Here is an 18112-nt window from a genome sequence, read left to right as displayed (position 1 = left end):
CGGAAGAGACAGCACCGTGCAGCTCAACGGATGGGCCGACCAGCGATTCGGACCGGTCGCCGACACCTTCGCCCGCAACTTCGAGGACTTCGGTGAACTCGGCGCCGCCGTCACCGTGTTCGCGGACGGACACAAGGTCGTCGACCTGTGGGGCGGCACCGCGGACGAGCGCACCGGGCAGGCGTGGCAGGAGGACACCGTCGTCCCCGTCTTCTCCTGCGCCAAGGGCATCGTCAGCATCTGCGTCCAACTGCTCGCCCAGCAGGGAAAGTTGGACCTCGACGCACCGGTGGAGCGCTACTGGCCCGAGTTCGCGCAGGCGGGCAAGGAAGAGATCACGGCACGCATGGTGCTCGGCCACCGCGCCGGACTCCCCGTCCTCGACCGCACGCTGAGCTTCGAGGAGATCACCGCCTGGACCCCGGTGGTCCACGCCATCGAGGAGCAGAAGCCCCTGTGGGAGCCGGGCACCACGTACGAGTACCACGCGCACGTCTTCGGCTTCCTCCTCGGCGAACTGATCCGGCGCATCACCGGTCTCACCCCCGGCGCGTACTTCCGCAGGGCCGTCGCCGACCCGCTCGGCCTGAGCTGCTGGATCGGCCTGCCCGACAGCGAAACCGGCCGCCTCGCCCGGCTCGTCGAGGCGCCGGGCCGGCCTCCCATGCCGGGCCCCGAGTCGATGCTCACCCGCATGGTCACCATGAACGGGGCGTTCGTCTTCCCCGGCCTCGACGCACCGCACGGCTGGAACGACCCCGCCCTGCTGGGCGCCGAGATCCCCGGCGCCGGTGCGGTCTCCTCCGCACGCTCCCTGGCCGCCCTGTACGCGGCCGCCGCGACCGGCATCGACGGCGGGCCCCGGCTGCTCACGGCCGACAGCGTCGCCGATGCCGTACGCGAGCAGTCGGCGGGCGAGTCGTGGCTGGGCTTCGATGCGGGGGCGCGCTGGGGATCGGGCTTCCTGCTCGACTCACCGTTGCGCCCCACGCTCGGCACGCGCAGCTTCGGCAACGACGGAGCAGGGGGCCAATTCGCCTTCGGTGACGACGAGTTCGGAATCGGCTTCGCCTACACCGGCAACCGCATGATCGGCCACGGCGACGCCCGCGCCGGCCGGCTGATCGCGGCGGTGGGGGAGTGCCTGGGCCAGCGCTAGGCGTCGACCGGGGACGGGGTGGGTGCGACCGGGGTGGGTACGGGCGCCGGGCGCCGTACCCACAGGGTCGCACCCACCAGCAGCGCCGCGCAGCCGAACAGCCAGGGGAGCGGGCCGACCGGTAGGGCGCTGACCGCCAACCCGCTGAGCGCACAGATGAGTTGAAGCGCGAGTGACTGTACGGAGAGGGCGGTGGCACGCTGTCCGTCGGCCACGCGGCGGTGCAGCAACTCGTTCTCGTTCGGGCTCGCCGCACCCAGGCCCAGATAGAACAGGAGGAACCCGCCCACGGCGACGGCCAGCGACAGCGGCCCCGAGGACGTCGCCGTCACGGCGAGCAGCAACAGGCCGCCCGCACTCACTCCCAGTCCCGCCAGTACCGCACGCTCGCCGCTGCGGGTCAGCCGGGCGGTGAGCGGCGCGAGCGCACTGCCGAGCCCCGACGTGGCGAATCCGGCGCAGGCCAGCGCGGCGAAGAGCACCGCACCCGACTCGGCCGTACCCGAGACCCCGGCGGCACGGCCGGGCATGAGCAGCTCGATCGTGGCGAATGCGGCCCCGGCAGCCCCCGCACTCAGCAGAACACGACGGAGCGTCAACTCACTCACGCTCAGGCGCAGTCCGGCACCGATGGTGCCCGGGACGCCGCGCAGGACGCTGCTCAGCGTGGCGGGCTTGCGCGGAGGTTCCCGCAGCGCGGTCAGGACGTACAGCACGAAGACAACACTGACTGCGGCGCCGATCAGCACGGGCACGGACAGCGGCAGTACGAGCCCTCCGGTGGCCTCGCTCAGCCGGGCACCGAGGTCGGGGCCGAGCCCCAGCAGCCACGGCACCGCACCGCCGACCAGGGTGCCCACCGCCAGTGCGGCGGAGGTTGCGGCGCTGCCCCGGGACAGGCCGGTGCGCAGGTCCGCGGCCGGCCCCGCGTGAGCCTGGACAGTGTCGACGTACCAGGCCTCGGCGGGACCGCTGGACAGGGCGCGGGCCACACCCTTCAGCCCCATGCCGACGGCGAACGCGGCGAACGTACTGCCCAGGGCCAGCAGTGTGAAGGCAGCGATGTCGAGCAGCCCGGCCGCGGCCAGCACCGAGCGGCGGCCCAGGACGTCGGAGAGACCTCCGGTGGGCAGCTCCAGTGCGGCGGCGGTGAGCGAGTGTGCGGCGAAGAAGGCTGCGACGGCCGTCAGGCTCATGCCGCGTTCGGTGTAGAGGAGCACGGCGGGGCTGAAAGCCAGCCCGATCGGCAGCCAGAAGAGCACACAGACGGTCAGGTAACGGCGCCTGGCGGTGCGCAGGACGGGGGGTCCCGTCATGACTCACCGTCAGATGCCTTGGAAGTGCCTTTTGCTGATGCGGAGTTGCGGGAAGCAAGCGGCAACCCGGCCACGTAGACAATGACCTGCTCGGCGCGCGGATCCTTCTCGTCGCGAGCGCCCAGCTCCGCCACCTTGGCCTCCACCACCTGCCGCAGCTCGCCCAGTGACTCCGGAGTCAGCCGCTGCATCATGTCCCCGATCCCGGACGGCTCCACCCACTCCGGCCCGAGCCGCCCGGCGGCAAGGTCCTCCTCGTGCTGACCGAGTATCTGGTCCAGGATTCCCACCTGCTGCCTGCGTACGAAGTCGAGGAAGGCGCGGCCCTGCCTGGTGGTACCCATGCCCTCATTGCTCCACGACGTGATCGAGTGCACCGACTGCCAGCGCCGCTCCCGCCCGTCCCGGTGCTCGGCCTCCTCGACGAACGCGTACTTCGCCAGTACCCGCAGGTGATAGCTGGTGGACGCGGACGACTCGCCCGTCAGGGCCGCGAGTTCACTCGCCGTGGCCGGACCGTCTTTCCGCAGCATTCCGAGCAGCCGGATGCGCAGCGGGTGGGTGAGGGCCTTGAAGGCGGCCGCATCCTCCTCGGGATCGAGGACGCGCTTGTGCTGCTCCGCAGGAGTCTTGTCCGTCATGAACGGGAGCGTAGAGCGACAGCACCCTTCTCCAAAAGTATTTTTGCAGAATATTTTTGGGGAAGTGCTGGCTAGTGTCTCCTCATGCGCTTCTATCGATCAGACATAGCCGATGTATCGGACGAACTGGCTGCCGCCTACGAGGAGGTGTTCACCGCGCCGCCCTGGAGCGAAGAGCCGGGCGCGTCAAAGGAGTTCACGGACCGCCTCGCCGTCGACCGGCTGCGCCCCGGCTTCCGTGCGGTGGTCGCACCCTCACCTGCCGGGGTGGACGGGTTCGTGACGGGCTGGATCACGCAGGCCCCCTTCCCGCACGGACGCTCGTACGACAAGGTCGCGGCGCAACTGGGCCCGCACACCCGCCAACTCGTCGTCGGCGCCTACGAGATCAACGAAGTCGCGGTACGCCCCGGGGCCCGGCGCACCGGACTCGGCGGCCGCCTGCTGGCCGCGGCCGTCGAAGCGGCGGCCCCCGACGGCCGCGCCTGGCTGCTTACGGCCCGCTTCGCGACGGACACCGTGAACTTCTACCGGCGGCGCGGCTGGCACGAGATCACACCGCCGCCCGGCGCGGACAGCGGTGCCGGCAGCATCGCCGTCTTCCTGGCTCCGGACCACCCCGAAGTCCCCGCGCACCGGGAGCTCTTCACCCGGTCCACCGGAATCAACCGGTAAGGACCTTCCGCAGCGCCTCCGTGAACTCCTCCGGCTGCTCCACGAAGCCCCCGTGGCCGCCGGGGAACTCCGCCACGGGCGTACCAAGTGCCGGAGTTCGTGCGCGAAGAAGCGGGCGATGTCGGCCAGGTCCTGCGGCGACGCCTCCTTCGGCGCGGCCGCCGGAGCCCCGCCGTCCGCCTCCTCGGAATCGAACCCGAAGGCGTGCGCGAACTTCCCCCAGGCGGCCCCCATTCCCTCCCTGTGGAACGTCGCGACGATGTCCTCGACCCCGGCGTGCCGGGCGGCCGCGTCCGGCAGCAGCCCGAGCAGCGGCGGCTCGTGCGCGACGAGTGTCCGCACCCGCCCCGGATGACGTACCGCCAGTGCCAGCGCGGTGACCCCGCCCCCGCTGCTGCCGAACATGTCGACGGGCGCATCGGCCCCGAGCACGTCGAGCAGTGCGGCCACGTCGTCCGCCCGCAGCTCGGGGGTGGAGTCCTCGTCCGGGTCGTCCAGCGTGCTGCCGGAGATGCCACGGGGGTCGTGGGTGACGACGGTACGGTCCACGGAGAGGGCGTCGGCCAGCGGCGCGAAGGCGGCGGCCTCCAGTCATGGCCGGTGTCCTTCCGCAGGGAGTCGCACGCGTGTGGACAACGAAGGGGAGAGGACTGCCGTTCCCGCGAGAACACACCGCCGACAGCCCGGCGTACGGAAACCGGGTGCGGAATGAGGGGCGTATCCCAGCGCCCCGACCCCCGGCTGCATAGGCTCCCTCCATGCCGAGCCCCCAGCCGAGCCCTCAGCCGAGCCCTCAGCCGAACCCCCAGCCGAACCCCCAGTCGAGCCCCCGATCGAGCCACCACCCGAACCTCGCCCCCGAAGTCCCGCGGATCAACGCCTTCTTGGCCGCCTTCGACCGCCGTCAGGCCGCCCGTACCGTCGAGTTCCCCGGCGGCTTCGCCGTCTTCGACGAGAGGTATCCGGAGTCCCACGGCAACAACCACCTCGTCGTCGACGGCATACCGGACGACGCCCTGTCCCTGCCCACCCTCGCCGACGAGATCCTGGGCCACCTGCCGCACCGCATGATCTGCGTCCACGACGAGGCGACCGCCACGGCGTGCGCACCCCCGCTGGTGCTGGCCGGATACCGCCACAGCGCCGACCTGATCATGCTCTACACCGGTCCGGAACCGGCCGACTCGCTCACGCGGCTGGCGGCGCCGGTCGGCCTCGACGCCTTCCGCGAGCCCCTCGCCCGGCGCTGGCGCGGTTTCCTGCCGGACGCCCACGAGGAGGTCGTACGCCAGCTCGTCGATCGGCGCGAAGCCAGGTACCGCGGCGCCGACACCGTCCACTTCATCGGCTCCCGTGCGGAAACAGGAGACGTCGCCTCCTGGGCCGACCTCTACGCGGACCCCGCCATGGGCATCGCCCAGATCGAGGACCTCAACACCTCGGAGGAGCACCTCCGCCGCGGCCACGCCGACGCGGTCGTGGCCACCGCCCTGCGCCTGGCGGCCGAAGCGGGCTGCGACACCCGCTTCCTGATCGCCGACGCCGAGGACTGGCCGCGCCACTGGTACGAGCGCCGCGGCTTCACCGTCATCGGCCGCTCCCACTGCTTCGAACGCGACAACTGACGCACCACCGTCGAACGCGGCGACCAGCCGGCCACCCCGGATGCCGGGGACGCCCCCGGACGCCCCCGGACAAACCAGCCCCGCCCCGGAGCCGACCACAAAGTCGACCCCATACCTCCGCCCCCTGTTCGCTCTTTCGTCTTCCCCCCTTCCTCCCCGGTGTGGGAAAACGCATCCATGTGCGACGACGACCTGACACCGCCCCGCGCGGACCTGACCGAAGAACAGTGGCTGCGCGCCGAGCCCGAGCTCGCCGATGGGCAGGTGGGCGACCGCGTGCGCGCCATGAGCACGGTACGCAGGCGAGCCCTGCTGGGCGGTGCGGTCGCCGGCGCCGCACTCGCGGTGCTGCCCGGCTCCGCCGCCGCCGGGGCCCGCCCGACGGGTACGGCGCCCCGGCCCCGCGGGGCCGAAGCGGAGAAGTTCCCCTTCCCCCAACGACCCGGCTCCGAGGGCGAGTTCAGCGTGCTGATCACCGGGGACGCGGGCACCGGCAAGGAGGCCCAGCACGCCGTGGCCGCCGCCGCCCGGCAGGTCTGCCGTACCGAGGGCATCGGCCTGGCCGTCGGCCTCGGCGACAACATCTACGAGAACGGCCCCGAGTCCGACCACGACTCCGAATTCCAGACCAAGTTCGAAGAGCCCAACACCGGCATCGACGTCCCCTGGCTGATGGTTCTCGGCAACCACGACTGCTCCGGCCTGATCCCCGGCAGCGGCGGCGACCCCTCCCGCGGCGACCGCGAGGTCTCGTACGCCAGATCCTCCCGCCGCTGGTACATGCCCAGCCGCTACTACGCCGCCGCCCTCCCCGCCGGTGGCGGCGATCCCGTCGTCGAGTTCTTCGCCCTGGACACCAACCCGGTCGCCTCGACCGTCGCCCAGCTCGACCCCCACTACCAGTGGGACGGCCCGTACATGCGCGCCCAGCGCGAGTGGCTCGACGGCGCGCTCGCCGCCTCCCGGGCCCGCTGGAAGGTGGTCATCGGCCACCACCCGTACCTCAACAACGGCAAGCACGGCAGCGCGGGATCGTACGACGGCTTCCTCGTCGGCCACTACACGCGCGGCATCCACCTCAAGGAGCTGTACGAAGAGGTCGTGGTCGGCCGTGCCGACCTGATCCTCTCCGGCCACGACCACACGCTGCAGCTCCTGGAACCCACCACCCGCACCGCCGGAACCCGCCAGATCGTCTGCGGCGCCTCCTCCAAGTCCGGTGACGGCACGGCCCATTCGAGCCATCCGGCCGCCTGGCAGAACTTCTCCGACCACGGCTTCATGGTCCTCAAGGTCTCCGAGACGGCAATGACCGTGGACGCCTACACGGTCGACGTTCCCACCCGTACCGCACGCCTCGCCCATCGCATCAGGACCACCACCCCCGTACGCCCCAAGGAGGTAGAGTCTGCCGGAAAATCGTATGCGTGAGCGACAAGGAGTCCTCGGACGGCGTCCACGGTCCGGCACATCACCTTCGCCCGCACCGACCCCCACGAGCCGTACGAGACGCGGGTGAACCCCTGCCCGCCTCGAAGGCCGTCGTCCTGCGCCGCACCGACCCGAGCGAGCAGGAGTCGGTGCACCTGCTGACGGACGGCGCCTCGGCCTGACCCGAGGTCGTGGGGGCACGCGGGTCGTGGCCCCGGTGGATCTCGGGTCACTGGCTCCGGGGCAGAATGCGGGCCATGCCCACACGCCCCACCACCGGCACGCGCCTCGCCGCCACACGCCCCGCCACCGGCACGCCCGCACCCCCGGCCGCGGAGGACGTCCACCCCGTCCCGTACTACTCCCAGTGGGCCTCGCCCGAGCTGGTCCGCGAGATCGTCACGGGTGGCCTCTCGGCCACCGAGGACCCGAAGTGGCAGTCGTACGGGGCGAGTTCACCCGAGGAGTACGACTGGTGGTCGTGGCGGCTGTGCGGGATGGCATGCCTGCGGATGTGCCTCGCCCACTGGCGGCAGCCCGTCCCCACCGCCATGGAGCTGGCCGCCGGGTGCGAGCGGGCGGGCGCGTACGTACGACGGGAGGACGGCGGCCTCGACGGCCTGATCTACGCACCTTTCGCCCGGCATGTCGAGGCGAACTGGCCCCTGACCGCCGAGTGCCGCCCCGGACTCCCCTCTTCGGAGATCCCCCAACTCCTCGCCCGGGGACGGCTGTTGATGCTCTCGGTCCACCCGTCCGTACGCGAACTGCACCCGTCCCCGCCCGGCCGGGGCGGCCACCTCGTCCTCGCGGTCGGCGCCACCCCCGGCGCCCTGCTGATCCACAACCCCTCCGGATTCCCCGGCGAGTCGCAGGAGTACGCCCGCATTCCGTGGGACGACCTGGACCGCTTCTACGCGGGACGCGGCATCGTCCTCGGCCTCAAGGACCGGCCCAGGCCCACTGCGTGAGCTGCGACGGAATCAGCAGAGGCGCCCGGTGTAGTACGCACCGTCGATCTTCTTGGCCCCGCCCAGCCACGTGTTGCCCGGGTACACGCAGCGCTCGTAGTCCGGGCCGAAGTTGACTTCGACCTTGATGACGATGTGCGAACCGTCCGTCGTGCAGTGGTGGTAGAAGGCGTCACTGCCCGTCTCGTAGAAACCGCACGGGTTCATCGCGGCGCTCTGCGCGCCGGGAGCGGCGGTCGCCGCGGTGGTCGTGCCGAGGAAGAGAGCGGCGGCGCCGACGGCGGCCAGCAGGGAGCGGGGAACACGCATGGGGCATCTCCTAGGTGAGAACAACGGTGCGCGAGTACTGATCACCGCGCACCTGGAGACCATCGCGCCCGTCCGGCCGCACCGTCACGCCCTCTCCCTCCCACGGGTGGTTCAACACCCCGAATGGAGCACGTCGGCGACCACGCAGCTGACGTTGTCGGGCCCGCCGGAGGCGTTCGCCAGGGCGACCAGCTCGCGCACCGCCTCGTCGGGCCCTTCGGCCGACGTCAGCACCGCACGGATCTTCTCGGCCCCTACGACCGCGGACAGCCCGTCGGAGCACAGCAGATAGCGGTCCCCAGGCAGGGCGTCGTGCAGCTTCGTCTCGGCCGCGACCGGACCCGCGTCCGTATCGGCCGTCAACGCCCTTGCCAGCAGAGCCCGTTGAGGGTGCGAGGCTGCCTCGGCCGGAGTGAGCCGCCCCTCGTCGACCATCGACTGTACGAGGGTGTGGTCGTGGGTGATCTGGAAGAGGCCCCCGTCGCGCAGGAAGTAGGCGCGGGAGTCCCCGATGTGCACGAGGGCCAGCTGCGAGCCGGTCCACAGCATCGCGGTGAGAGTAGTACCCGTGTCCCCGTATGCCCCGTGTGCCCCGTCTGCCCTGCCTCCTGTGTCTGCCGTGCCTCGCCGTCGGCCGCCCCGTGCACGGCGTGCCGCGCCTGCTCGACGGCGTCCTCCAGCGCGTTGAGCAGACTGCCCGCCAAAACGCCGTCGGTTTCCAGTCGCTTGAGTACGTCGACGGCCGCGGCAGCCGCGGGAGCGCCGCCGTACCCGAACCCGTCGGCGACGGCGAGCAGCCGCGCCCCGGCATACGCCGCGTCCTGATTGGTGTCCCGTACCAGACCGGAGTCGGACAGGGCTGCGTAACGGATCTCCAGAGGAGGTGCGGTGGTCATGACGGTGTCCTTCCGTGACAGTTGGCCGACGAGGAAGGAAGCGAGGTCCCGGCGGACCGCGGTGTCGGCCTCGACCTGAGCCCAGTACGCACGCACTTCCCGGGCAGCCCCGGCCGTGTCCAGCGCACACACCTGCCGGATCCGGGCCAGCGGCATGTCCAGGCGCCGCAGCCAGGCCACCAGCCGGGCCCGCTCCAGCTGCTCGGGTGCGTAGAAGCGGTAGCCGGTCGTCCCGTCGACGCGCGCCGGCGGCAACAGCCCCAGCTCGTCGTACAGCCGCAGCGCCTTCGGCGACAGCCGCGACGCCTTGGCGAACGCCCCGATGGTCAGCAGCCCCATGCCCGTTCCCCCACGCTTCTTCCTCGTCGTACCGGGCCTGCAGCCCGGCCCCACCGATGCTGTGCTCTGCCCCAGGGGCAAGGTCAAGCAGCCCCTCGATAGGATGATCGTCCGCCATTCGAGGAGTTCCACCGTGCCCGCCCACCCCCGCCGCCGGCCGCGCATCCTGTACGTCACCGACCTCGCCTATCCGGCCCGGGGCAGGCGCTACTGCGACGAGGACATTTTCCTGTCCTCTGGCCTGCGCGAGGAATTCGACGTCGCCCTGTGCCACCCGCTGGACGCCGCGGCCCTGATGGACGGGTTCGACGCGGTCGTGGTCCGCAACAGCGGCCCCGTACTGCACTACCAGCGGGAGTACGACGCTTTCCGCGCCCGCGCCCTCGACGAAGGCATCCGCGTCTACAACCCGCTGAACGGGCGCGGCGACATGGCCGGAAAGCAGTACCTGACCGACCTGACCGCAGCCGGCTACCCCGTCATCCCCACCGCCGACCGCCTCCAGGACCTGCACGTCCTCCCGGCCACCGAGCTGTACGCGGTCAAGCCGAAGGCGGGCGCGGACTCCATCGGCCTGCGCTTCGTACCGCGCGCGGACCTGCCAGGCCTGGGGTACGGCGACATCCTGGTCCAGCCCCGCATCGACTTCCGCTACGAAGTCTCCTTCACCTACGTCGACCACACCTTCCAGTACGCCCTGTACGCCCCGCACCCCGACCGCCGCTGGGAACTCGAACCGTACGAACCCACCGAGGCGGACCTCGACTTCGCCCGCCGCTTCATCGACTGGAACACCCTCGACCACGGCATCCAGCGCGTCGACGCGTGCCGCGCCCCGGACGGCGAGCTCCTCCTGGTCGAACTGGAAGACCTGAACCCCTACCTGTCCCTGGACCGCGTCCCCGACGCGACGCGCGACGCCTTCGTCACCAGCCTGAAGACCTCACTGCGAGGATTCCTCACCACCTCGTAGCGGCCACACCCCGCAGGCCCGGTCACAGGGCGTGGGGCCCGTCACACCCCTGCGCCGGACCTGCCGGACACCCCGGTCCCGCCGGTCCTCAACAGGCCGTAGGCGCCGACAAGTTCACCGACCTCCCGCAGTGACGCCACGCACCGGTCCGCCTCTCCGAGTGCCCCCGCCGCGTGCGTGGTGGTCAGCCCCACGACGGTGCACCCCGCGTCCCTGCCCGCCCGTACCCCGGCAGGCGCGTCCTCGACGACCAGGCACGCGGACGGCGGGACGCCCAGTCGCGAGGCGGCCAGCGCGAAACAGTCGGGGGCGGGTTTCGCCCGCTCGACATCCGCCCCGTACACCTGCACCCGCGGCAGCGGCAGCCCGGCGGCACCGAACCGCCGCCGCACGGACACCATGTCGCCCGACGTCACGATCGCCCACGCCCCGTCGGGCAACCCCGCCAGCAGTTCGGCCGCCCCCGCGACCGGCGGGAACGAGCCCTCCTCCCGCGCCAGCAGCCGGTCCAGCGCCACCCGCTCGACGTCAGGATCCAGCTGCGGAGCCACCTCCCGCACGGTGTCCTCAGGCCGCCGCCCGAACGTCAACTCCCAGACTTCCTCGGCGTCCAGCCCCCGCATCGCCGACCACGCGTCCCACACGCGGCGGTGGGCGGCGGTCGAATCCAGCAGGACGCCGTCGACGTCGAAGAGCACAGCGGTGATCGGCATACGCCCATGATCGCAAGTCCGCTGCGGCCCTCAGAAGCCCCCGGGCGCGCCCACCGCACGCACCGCCTCGGCGAACAATCCGCGATCGGCCCACGGCAGCGCGCGCCCGCCGACGGCCCGCTGGGCCTGGATGACTCCGCGCCCCGCCTCTTGGGTCCTGGCGAACCCCGCCTGCGCCAGTCGTTCGATCAGGGCGCTCCTGCCTGAGCCGGGGCCTCCCGTGATGACGACGAACCGCTCCGGGGCCGTGGTCGAGTGCGTCACTGTCATGTACGTAACCTCCCTTGGCCGGACGGCCGGTGCCGCGTTTACAACGCGACGAACGTCGTCCTGACCGCCTCGGTTTTGGTCATGGTCCGACCGGGGGGAGCCCGAACGGAATCGTTTGCGCATCCATGGGGGTGAAGTGTGGGCGGAGCCAAAAGCAGTAACGATTCTGCAGAGGCGTGTCTGAGCTGCAACGATCATGCATTTGCCGCCAATGTGGACACATGTTCTAAGGATTCCCTGGCGCATGGAGAATCCCTTTCGCACCTAAAGTCTTGCCGGTCTTGTCAGTTCGGCAAAATCTGTCCACTCGTGTGAGGTGCCGTGTCCGGTGAACTCTCCTATCTCCAACAGCGGTTGAAGGACTGGGAAATCCGCAGGGAGAACTGGGGCGGTCCCCTGTACCGGGGCCGGGCCACCCCGCGCAGCACCGACATCACCCTCATGTCCAACGACTACCTCGCTCTCGGCGGCCACCCCGCCGTGCTCGAAGCCCAGGTGCGCAGCCTCCGCACCCACGGCAACGGCGCCCTGATGTCCGGGGCCTTCACCGGCGACACCGACCCCCTGCGCCGGCTCGAAACGGAACTCGCCGACTGGCTGGCCGCCCCGGCCGTCATGCTCTGCCAGTCGGGCTGGGCTGCCAACGTCGGCCTCATCCAGGCCATTTGCCCGCCCGGCGGCCCCGTCTACGTGGACGAACTCGCCCACGCCTCCCTCTGGGAAGGCATCGCCGCCGCACGGGCCGTCGCCCGCCCCTTCGCCCACAACGACACCGAGCACCTGGAACGCGCGATCCGCCAGTACGGACCCGGTCTCATCGCCTTCGACACCCTCTACAGTGTCACCGGCGATCTCTGTCCGCTCCTCGAACTGACCGCGGTCGCCGCCCGCACCGGCAGCGACCTCATCGCCGACGAGTCCCACACCCTCGGAGTCGTCGGCCACCGGGGAGCCGGCCTGGTGACCTCCCTCGGCCTCACCGACAAGGTCGCCTACCGCACCGCCAGCCTCGCCAAGGCCTTCGCCGGCCGGGCCGGACTCGTCGCCTGTACGGAAGAGATCGCGGGCTACCTCCCGTACCACGCCCTGGGCGCGGTCTTCTCCTCCACCCTGCTGCCCCACGACGTGGCGGGCCTCACCGCCGCCCTCGACGTCCTCGTCCACGCCGACGACCGCCGCAAGCGCCTGGACGGAAACAGCCGCATCCTGCGCGAGGGCCTCACCGCACTCGGTTACAACGTCACCCCGAGCGAGAGCCAGATCATCCCCCTGCGGCCCGGCACCGAACCCGGCGTACGCCGCCTGCAGCAGGCCCTGGACGCCCGGGGCGTGTTCGGCGCCGCCTTCGTCCCGCCGTCCGTGCCGGCCCGCCGGTGCGTACAGCGCCTGTCCGTGCACTCGGAGCTGACCGCCGCCGACCTCGACAGGATCCTGGCCGGCTGCGCGGCCGTACGCGACGAAGTCGGCCTGTGGGACTGGAAGTCGACCCGCCGGCCGGCCGCTCACCGCTGACCCTCTGCGCCGGATCCCAGACCTGCACACCCCAAGACACGTAGAAGAGAGCCTCCACCGCCATGCAGACCATCGACCTGCGCCAGACCCGCATCACCGACATCGTGTGCGACCGCCTGGAGCTCGAATCCGACGAGATCACCGAGACCGACCGGTTCGTCGAGGAGCACGGTGCGGACTCGCTCGCCCTCATTGGCGTACTGGCAGCCCTGGAGAAGGAGTTCAAGGTCACCATCGACCAGGGCGAAATGCCGCGCATGGCCCATCTCCGGGGCGTGCGCCAGGTCCTCGCCGAGACGGCGGGCTGGTAACCGCGATCGTGTCCTTCCGCTCCTCCTGTTCTTCCCACCCGTCCAGCCTCGCCCGTGTCGAAGGGACCCCGTGGACCTCGTTCGCGGGGTCCTGCCCCGGCACCTTCCCCAGCGCTCTCCGCAGCACCTTCTCCGGCGACCGCCCCGAAACCCGCCGCGTGGTCGTCACCGGCCTCGGCGCCCTGTCCAGCATCGGCACCGGCACCGAGGAGTTCACCGCAGGACTGCGCGCCGGACGCAGCGGAGTCAGCCCCATCACCGCGTTCGACACCACCGGCTTCGCCCACGCCAACGGCTGCCAGGTCCCCGACTTCGACCCCGCCCGCATGCTGCGCCGCCTGGATCCTGGCGCGTACGGGCGGGCCGCCCAGTTCTCAGCAGCCGCTGCGCGCATGGCAGTTGAGGATGCCGGGCTCACCGAAGGCGACCTGCGCTCGGTGCGCTGCCAGATCTCCGTCGGCACCACCGACGGCGAGTCGTACGACCTGGACCGCGTCACCGAGGCCCACCTGCGCGGCGGGCCGCCCGCCGTCACCGGCCGGGCCGCCCGCCGTATCCCGGCGTCTCTCCTCGGTATCGCCGCCGCCCGCGAACTGCGCCTGACCGACGCCGAAGTGCTCACCATCGGTACCGCCTGCTCCGCCGGCAACTACTCGATCGGCAACGGCCTGGACGCCATCCGGCACGGCGACGCCGACTTCGCGCTGTGCGGGGGAGCGGACGCCTTCTGCCGAAAGACATTCGCCGCGTTCTACCGGCTCGGCACCATCGCCCCCGACTGCTGCCGCCCCTTCGACGCCGACCGGCAGGGCATCCTCACCGGCGAAGGCGCCGGAATGCTCCTCCTCGAAAGCCTCGAATCGGCGCTCGCCCGCGGCGCCCGCATCTACTCCGAAGTCCTCGGCTACGGGCTCAACTGCGATGCGTACCACCCCGTCGCCCCGCAGGAGGACAGCGTCGCCCGCTGCCTCCAACTCGCCCTGGACGACGCCGGGGTGAAGCCCGGCGAGGTCGACCTGATCTCCGCGCACGGCACCGGCACCAAGGCCAACGACGTCACCGAGAGCCGCGCTGTCCGCCAGATCTACGGCAGTGCCCCGCCCCGGACGATCTCCCTCAAGTCGATGCTCGGCCACACCATGGGCGCCGCCAGCGCGCTCGGCGCCATCGCCTGCTCGCTGGCGATCACCCACGGCTTCATCCCGCCGACCATCAACCATCGCACCACCGACCCCGAATGCGCCGTGGACTGCGTACCCAACCAGGCGGTCGAGGCGGACCTGCGCATCGTCCAGAACAACGGGCTCGCCTTCGGCGGGAACAACGCGGCCGTCGTCCTGGGCCGTTACGACAACAGGCCCGACCCCCTGGCACCCGTGTGACCCCTGGCCCCCGTGCCGCCCCTGTCATGACCCTCGCGAGGAACGACCACCCCATGCTGCACATCACCGCCTGGTCGGCGCTCTCCCCCTACGGGCACCACGCAGCCGACTTCACGGCAGGAGTACGAGACCGCCGCCCCACGTTCGCGCCCGTACCCGGACAGGAGGGCCAACTCGGCTGCCTGGTACCGCACTTCGAGCCCCGTACCGTACTCGGCAAGAAGGGCACCCGGGACATGAACCGAGTCACCGCCCTCGCCGTCGCCGCGGTCGGCGCCGTCCTCGACGACGACACCGCACCCGGCCCCGACACCGCCCTCGTCCTGGGCACCACCACCGGAAGCGTGCAGTCCATGACGGACTTCACCCGCTCGTCCCTCACCGGCGAGCGCCCGTACGACGTCGAGCCCGGCGTCATCCCGAACAGCGTGATGAACTGCGCCGCCGCCCAGTGCGCCATCCGCCACCGCATCCAGGGCCCCAACACCACCCTCGCCGGCGGCCGGGCCGGAGCGCTCCTCGGCCTGCTCTACGCCCACCGCCTGCTGCGCGCCGGCCGCGCCCGTACGGTCCTGTGCGGGGGAGCGGAGGAGTACTCGACGGCCCGCGCGTGGCTGGAGGCGCGCAGCCGAGACGAGGCCCCCGCGCTGATCGGCGGGGTCCCCGGACTGATCGGCGGGGTCCCCGGACTGCTCGGTGAAGGCGCGGCCGTCCTGCGCCTGACCGACGGCACCGCCCCGTCCGCGAAGCCGCCGCCGGCGTCGGTCCTGTCCGTGCACACCCGGCAGACCGCGGAGGGGTCCGACCCGGCCGAGACGGTACGCACCACCGTCGCCGAGGCCCTGAAACGCGCCGAAATCGCCGCCCCTGACGTGTGGGCGGCGGCCGGAACCGGCCTCGACCCCGCCGAGACCGAAGCCCTGGACGCGCTCTTCCCGCGCCAGGCACGCGAAGAACTGCCCGCGCTCGGCACGCTTCTCGGCGACACCGGAGCAGCCTCCGCAGCCCTGCAACTCGCCTCCGCCGTCGCCTCGGCGCACCGCGCACCGGGCGGACACGCGGTGATCACCTCGGTCGACGGACAGGGACTGGTGGCCGCCGCCGTCCTGCGCATGGGAGAGGGCAACTGAATGAGCACCGACCACACCGGCACCCACGGCAAAAACAGCAGGATCGCGCTGGTCAGCGGCGGCTCCCGGGGCATCGGCGCAGCCGTCGTACGACGCCTGGCACAGGACGGCTGGGACGTCGGCTTCTGCTACCGCTCCGACGAAGAGGCCGCCCGCCGCGTCGAGAAGGAAGCCGGTGAACTCGGCGTCCGCGTCCTCGCCGTCCGCGCCGACGTCTCGCACGCCGCCGAGGCCAAGGCCTGGGTGTCCCGCACCGAGGACGAACTCGGCCCCGTCACCGCCGTGATCGCCAACGCCGGCGTCACCCGCGACCGCCCGCTGGTCCTGATGTCCGACGACGACTGGCACCAGGTCATGGACACCAACCTCGACGGCGTCTTCCATACCTGCCGCGCCGCCGTCTTCCCCATGCTCAAGCGCCGCAGCGGCTGCGTCGTCACCCTCTCCTCCGTTGCCGGAGTCCACGGCAACCCCGGTCAGACCAACTACAGCGCCGCCAAGGCCGGAATCATCGGCTTCACCAAAGCCCTGGCCAAGGAGGTCGGCGCCCACGGCATCCGCGCCAACGTCGTCGCCCCCGGCCTCATCGACACCGACATGACCGAGGCCCTCTCCAAGAAGGACCGCGACCGGCTGCTGTCGGCGGTGGCCATGCGGCGCTTCGGGACGGCGGAGGAAGTCGCGGACCTCACCGCGTTCCTGGTGTCGGACCGGGCCTCGTACATCACCGGAAGCATCCTGGAGGTCCACGGTGGCATTGCACTCTGACACCGGCCTGCCCGCCCACTCGTCCTCGTCCTCCTCCGGTTCGTACGACGCGGTGATCGTCGGCGGGGGTGTCGGCGGCCTCGTCTGCGCCGCCTACCTCGCCGTCTCAGGGCGCCGCGTCCTCCTCGCCGAACAGCACGACGTCACCGGCGGAAACGCTCAGGTCTTCCGCCGCCGCCGCGCCTACGAGTTCGACGTCGGCATGCACTACGTCGGCGACTGCGGCCCCGACGGCCTGCTCCCCGCCATCCTCTCCGGACTCGGTATCGGCGCCGACCGGGTCGCATTCCGCCCCCTGAACGCGGACGGCTTCGACCGACTCATGCTGCCCGGCACCACCGTCGACGTACCGGTCGGCTGGGACGCGTACCTGAAGAGGCTCTGCGCCGCCCTCCCCGCGGAACAGGCGGGCCTGACCCGCTGCGTCCGCACCCTGCGCGACATCGCCGCCGACCTGCGCGGCGGTATGACCACCGCACCCGGCGCCGGCCGCGCCCCCATGTCGAAGGCGCTGATCTCCTGGGGCTGCCGCACACTCGGCGACCTCTACGCCGACTGCCAACTCGGCCCGACTGCCCGCACGTTGATCGCCGCACAGTCCGGGAACTACGGAACCCCGCCCTCCACCACGCTCAACTCCACCCACGCCACCATGCTCGACCACTACCTGCGCGGTGCGTACGCCCCCGTCGGCTCAGGCCAGACGATGATTGCCACCCTCGTCGAGGTCATCGAGGCACACGGCGGCCGGGTCCGCACCCGCTGCCCCGTCGAGCGGATCCTCGTCAGCGACGACCGCCGGGCCGAAGGCGTTCGCCTCGCCACCGGCGAAACGATCCACGCGCCACTCGTCATTTCCAACGCCGACTACCGCCGCACCGTCCTGGACCTCTGCGGCGGCCAGGGCTTCTCGTCCTCCGTCGTCGAACGCACCCGCCGCGCCACCATGCGAGCCGCCGTCGCCACCGCCTACATCGCCCTCGATCGTCCCCTCGACCTCCCCAACACCAACATCTGGTGGTGGGCCCACACCAACATCGAAGCCGCCTACGCCCAGGCCCTCGAAGGCGACGGCTCCGACCCCACCTTCGCCTTCCTCTCCTTCGGCTCCCTCAAGGACCCCGACAGCCGCACCGTCTGCCCGCCGGGCCACAGCAACTTCCAGATCATGACCCTGGTGCCACCCCTCGAAGGCCCACCGGGCCGCTATCGCCGCGACCCCGCCTACGAGGCCGTCAAGACCCGCCTCCGCGACAACCTCCTCGACATCGCGGAAGCCGCCGTCGGCCACCCCGTCCGCCCCCACCTCACCCATCTGGAAACGGCCACCGCCCACACCAACCACCGTTACATCCAAGGCGGTTCGGGCACCCCGTACGGCTTCGACGACTGGGGTGGCCACGGCCGCCGCCCCAGCATCCGTACGGGAGTACGCGGGCTGTACGCGGTCGGCGCCAACTCCAGCTTCGGCGCCGGAATCCTCGGCACCGCCCTCAGCGGCATCTCCGCCGCCGGCCGGATCCTCGACCGCCCTCTCCTCTCCGAAGTCTGCGCAGGCACCACCCTCGCGGACCCCTCCCAACTCCCGCCCCGCACCCCGGACTTCGACCCGCTGCGCATCTCCAGAGGCCGCGCCCGCCAGAACGCCCGCGGCCTGGCCCGCATCAACTGACCGCCCCGCCCCTCCCTGC

Annotated in this window: 19 protein-coding genes and 2 pseudogenes; 14 read left to right on the top strand and 7 right to left on the bottom strand. The window is 71.4% G+C overall.

The features are described from left to right. Positions 1 to 16 precede the first annotated feature (16 nt). Positions 17 to 1159: a serine hydrolase domain-containing protein gene (locus AB0D18_RS32735; RefSeq protein ID WP_362426862.1), complete on the top strand. Its 1143-nt coding sequence runs from the start codon at positions 17 to 19 to the stop codon at positions 1157 to 1159. Here AB0D18_RS32735 and AB0D18_RS32730 read toward each other — a convergent pair. Both AB0D18_RS32730 and AB0D18_RS32725 read right to left on the bottom strand, forming a co-directional pair. After that, positions 1156 to 2475: an MFS transporter gene (locus tag AB0D18_RS32730; protein ID WP_362426859.1), complete on the bottom strand. Its 1320-nt coding sequence runs from the start codon at positions 2473 to 2475 to the stop codon at positions 1156 to 1158. The two genes, AB0D18_RS32735 and AB0D18_RS32730, sit on opposite strands and share 4 nt — an antisense overlap. Next, complete coding sequence (locus AB0D18_RS32725) at positions 2472 to 3116, bottom strand: helix-turn-helix domain-containing protein (protein WP_362426856.1); 645 nt, start codon at positions 3114 to 3116, stop codon at positions 2472 to 2474. Before AB0D18_RS32725 ends, AB0D18_RS32730 begins: the two co-directional genes overlap by 4 nt. An 84-nt stretch (positions 3117 to 3200) precedes the next feature. Here AB0D18_RS32725 and AB0D18_RS32720 point away from each other — a divergent pair, with 84 nt between their 5' ends. Both AB0D18_RS32720 and AB0D18_RS32715 read left to right on the top strand, forming a co-directional pair. Further along, on the top strand, positions 3201 to 3791 hold the full coding sequence (locus AB0D18_RS32720; protein WP_362426853.1) for a GNAT family N-acetyltransferase: 591 nt from the start codon (positions 3201 to 3203) through the stop codon (positions 3789 to 3791). Between the two features lie 118 nt (positions 3792 to 3909). Then, complete coding sequence (locus AB0D18_RS32715; RefSeq protein ID WP_362426851.1) at positions 3910 to 4146, top strand: hypothetical protein; 237 nt, start codon at positions 3910 to 3912, stop codon at positions 4144 to 4146. On the opposite strand, the pseudogene AB0D18_RS32710 reads toward AB0D18_RS32715, so the two are convergent. Continuing rightward, a pseudogene (locus AB0D18_RS32710) lies at positions 4104 to 4340 on the bottom strand (alpha/beta hydrolase); the annotation flags it as partial. The gene AB0D18_RS32715 and the pseudogene AB0D18_RS32710 sit on opposite strands and share 43 nt — an antisense overlap. Before the next feature lie 209 nt (positions 4341 to 4549). Here AB0D18_RS32710 and AB0D18_RS32705 point away from each other — a divergent pair. The 4 genes from AB0D18_RS32705 to AB0D18_RS32690 all read left to right on the top strand — a co-directional run bounded on the left by AB0D18_RS32705 (position 4550) and on the right by AB0D18_RS32690 (position 7818). After that, the gene (locus AB0D18_RS32705; protein ID WP_362426848.1) at positions 4550 to 5416 is read left to right on the top strand and encodes a GNAT family N-acetyltransferase; all 867 of its coding nucleotides are present in this window, start codon (positions 4550 to 4552) and stop codon (positions 5414 to 5416) included. A gap of 177 nt (positions 5417 to 5593) precedes the next feature. Continuing rightward, the gene (locus tag AB0D18_RS32700) at positions 5594 to 6847 is read left to right on the top strand and encodes a metallophosphoesterase (protein ID WP_362426846.1); all 1254 of its coding nucleotides are present in this window, start codon (positions 5594 to 5596) and stop codon (positions 6845 to 6847) included. Further along, a complete protein-coding gene (locus AB0D18_RS32695; protein ID WP_362426843.1) occupies positions 6844 to 7029 on the top strand; it encodes a hypothetical protein in 186 nt (61 codons plus the stop codon). Before AB0D18_RS32700 ends, AB0D18_RS32695 begins: the two co-directional genes overlap by 4 nt. 75 nt (positions 7030 to 7104) lie before the next feature. Continuing rightward, positions 7105 to 7818 carry a hypothetical protein gene (locus AB0D18_RS32690; RefSeq protein WP_362426840.1) on the top strand — a complete coding sequence of 238 codons (714 nt, stop codon included), beginning with the start codon at positions 7105 to 7107 and terminating at the stop codon, positions 7816 to 7818. 12 nt (positions 7819 to 7830) lie between these two features. Here the strand turns inward: AB0D18_RS32690 and AB0D18_RS32685 are convergent, their stop codons facing one another. Together AB0D18_RS32685 and AB0D18_RS32680 are read right to left on the bottom strand one after the other, a co-directional pair. Continuing rightward, complete coding sequence (locus AB0D18_RS32685; RefSeq protein ID WP_362426837.1) at positions 7831 to 8127, bottom strand: DUF6355 family natural product biosynthesis protein; 297 nt, start codon at positions 8125 to 8127, stop codon at positions 7831 to 7833. A gap of 111 nt (positions 8128 to 8238) precedes the next feature. Continuing rightward, positions 8239 to 9362, bottom strand: a pseudogene (locus AB0D18_RS32680) (MerR family transcriptional regulator). A gap of 103 nt (positions 9363 to 9465) precedes the next feature. On the opposite strand from AB0D18_RS32680, the gene AB0D18_RS32675 reads away from it, so the two are divergent. Beyond that, complete coding sequence (locus AB0D18_RS32675) at positions 9466 to 10335, top strand: hypothetical protein (RefSeq protein WP_362426922.1); 870 nt, start codon at positions 9466 to 9468, stop codon at positions 10333 to 10335. 41 nt (positions 10336 to 10376) lie between these two features. On the opposite strand, the gene AB0D18_RS32670 is transcribed toward AB0D18_RS32675, so the two are convergent. Continuing rightward, positions 10377 to 11048 (bottom strand): HAD-IA family hydrolase, encoded by a 672-nt coding sequence (locus AB0D18_RS32670; RefSeq protein WP_362426834.1) that lies wholly within the window; start codon positions 11046 to 11048, stop codon positions 10377 to 10379. Between the two features lie 30 nt (positions 11049 to 11078). Then, the gene (locus tag AB0D18_RS32665; protein ID WP_362426832.1) at positions 11079 to 11318 is read right to left on the bottom strand and encodes an AAA family ATPase; all 240 of its coding nucleotides are present in this window, start codon (positions 11316 to 11318) and stop codon (positions 11079 to 11081) included. Between the two features lie 321 nt (positions 11319 to 11639). Here AB0D18_RS32665 and cqsA point away from each other — a divergent pair, with 321 nt between their 5' ends. The 6 genes from cqsA (at position 11640) to AB0D18_RS32635 (ending at position 18093) form a co-directional block, all read left to right on the top strand. Beyond that, positions 11640 to 12830 carry an alpha-hydroxyketone-type quorum-sensing autoinducer synthase gene (gene cqsA / locus AB0D18_RS32660; protein ID WP_362426829.1) on the top strand — a complete coding sequence of 397 codons (1191 nt, stop codon included), beginning with the start codon at positions 11640 to 11642 and terminating at the stop codon, positions 12828 to 12830. A gap of 62 nt (positions 12831 to 12892) precedes the next feature. After that, positions 12893 to 13141 carry a phosphopantetheine-binding protein gene (locus tag AB0D18_RS32655; protein ID WP_362426826.1) on the top strand — a complete coding sequence of 83 codons (249 nt, stop codon included), beginning with the start codon at positions 12893 to 12895 and terminating at the stop codon, positions 13139 to 13141. A 158-nt stretch (positions 13142 to 13299) separates the two neighbouring features. Continuing rightward, positions 13300 to 14523: a beta-ketoacyl-[acyl-carrier-protein] synthase family protein gene (locus AB0D18_RS32650; protein ID WP_362426919.1), complete on the top strand. Its 1224-nt coding sequence runs from the start codon at positions 13300 to 13302 to the stop codon at positions 14521 to 14523. Between the two features lie 26 nt (positions 14524 to 14549). Next, positions 14550 to 15653: a beta-ketoacyl synthase N-terminal-like domain-containing protein gene (locus AB0D18_RS32645; protein WP_362426824.1), complete on the top strand. Its 1104-nt coding sequence runs from the start codon at positions 14550 to 14552 to the stop codon at positions 15651 to 15653. Further along, entirely contained in the window at positions 15654 to 16421 is a 768-nt protein-coding gene (gene fabG / locus AB0D18_RS32640) for a 3-oxoacyl-[acyl-carrier-protein] reductase (protein WP_362426822.1), read from the top strand. Beyond that, positions 16405 to 18093, top strand: coding sequence for an NAD(P)/FAD-dependent oxidoreductase (locus AB0D18_RS32635; RefSeq protein ID WP_362426819.1), 1689 nt, complete (start codon positions 16405 to 16407; stop codon positions 18091 to 18093). Before fabG ends, AB0D18_RS32635 begins: the two co-directional genes overlap by 17 nt. The last annotated feature ends 19 nt before the right edge of the window (positions 18094 to 18112 follow it).

It is taken from the genome of Streptomyces sp. NPDC048442 (genome assembly GCF_040651475.1).
Classification (GTDB): domain Bacteria; phylum Actinomycetota; class Actinomycetes; order Streptomycetales; family Streptomycetaceae; genus Streptomyces.
Note: the sequence above shows the minus strand (reverse complement) of the source record. Positions and strands in the feature narration are given on the sequence as shown.

What these genes read in the sequence shown, in the direction of transcription:
- AB0D18_RS32685 (WP_362426837.1), bottom strand. Translation starts at nt 8,127, where the DNA reads ATGCGTGTTCCCCGCTCCCTGCTGGCCGCCGTCGGCGCCGCCGCTCTC.
- AB0D18_RS32690 (WP_362426840.1), top strand. Translation starts at nt 7,105, where the DNA reads ATGCCCACACGCCCCACCACCGGCACGCGCCTCGCCGCCACACGCCCC.
- AB0D18_RS32655 (WP_362426826.1), top strand. Translation starts at nt 12,893, where the DNA reads ATGCAGACCATCGACCTGCGCCAGACCCGCATCACCGACATCGTGTGC.
- AB0D18_RS32705 (WP_362426848.1), top strand. Translation starts at nt 4,550, where the DNA reads ATGCCGAGCCCCCAGCCGAGCCCTCAGCCGAGCCCTCAGCCGAACCCC.
- AB0D18_RS32730 (WP_362426859.1), bottom strand. Translation starts at nt 2,475, where the DNA reads ATGACGGGACCCCCCGTCCTGCGCACCGCCAGGCGCCGTTACCTGACC.
- AB0D18_RS32720 (WP_362426853.1), top strand. Translation starts at nt 3,201, where the DNA reads ATGCGCTTCTATCGATCAGACATAGCCGATGTATCGGACGAACTGGCT.
- AB0D18_RS32645 (WP_362426824.1), top strand. Translation starts at nt 14,550, where the DNA reads ATGACCCTCGCGAGGAACGACCACCCCATGCTGCACATCACCGCCTGG.
- AB0D18_RS32700 (WP_362426846.1), top strand. Translation starts at nt 5,594, where the DNA reads ATGTGCGACGACGACCTGACACCGCCCCGCGCGGACCTGACCGAAGAA.
- AB0D18_RS32675 (WP_362426922.1), top strand. Translation starts at nt 9,466, where the DNA reads ATGATCGTCCGCCATTCGAGGAGTTCCACCGTGCCCGCCCACCCCCGC.
- AB0D18_RS32725 (WP_362426856.1), bottom strand. Translation starts at nt 3,116, where the DNA reads ATGACGGACAAGACTCCTGCGGAGCAGCACAAGCGCGTCCTCGATCCC.
- AB0D18_RS32715 (WP_362426851.1), top strand. Translation starts at nt 3,910, where the DNA reads ATGTCGGCCAGGTCCTGCGGCGACGCCTCCTTCGGCGCGGCCGCCGGA.
- AB0D18_RS32665 (WP_362426832.1), bottom strand. Translation starts at nt 11,318, where the DNA reads ATGACAGTGACGCACTCGACCACGGCCCCGGAGCGGTTCGTCGTCATC.
- fabG (WP_362426822.1), top strand. Translation starts at nt 15,654, where the DNA reads ATGAGCACCGACCACACCGGCACCCACGGCAAAAACAGCAGGATCGCG.
- AB0D18_RS32670 (WP_362426834.1), bottom strand. Translation starts at nt 11,048, where the DNA reads ATGCCGATCACCGCTGTGCTCTTCGACGTCGACGGCGTCCTGCTGGAT.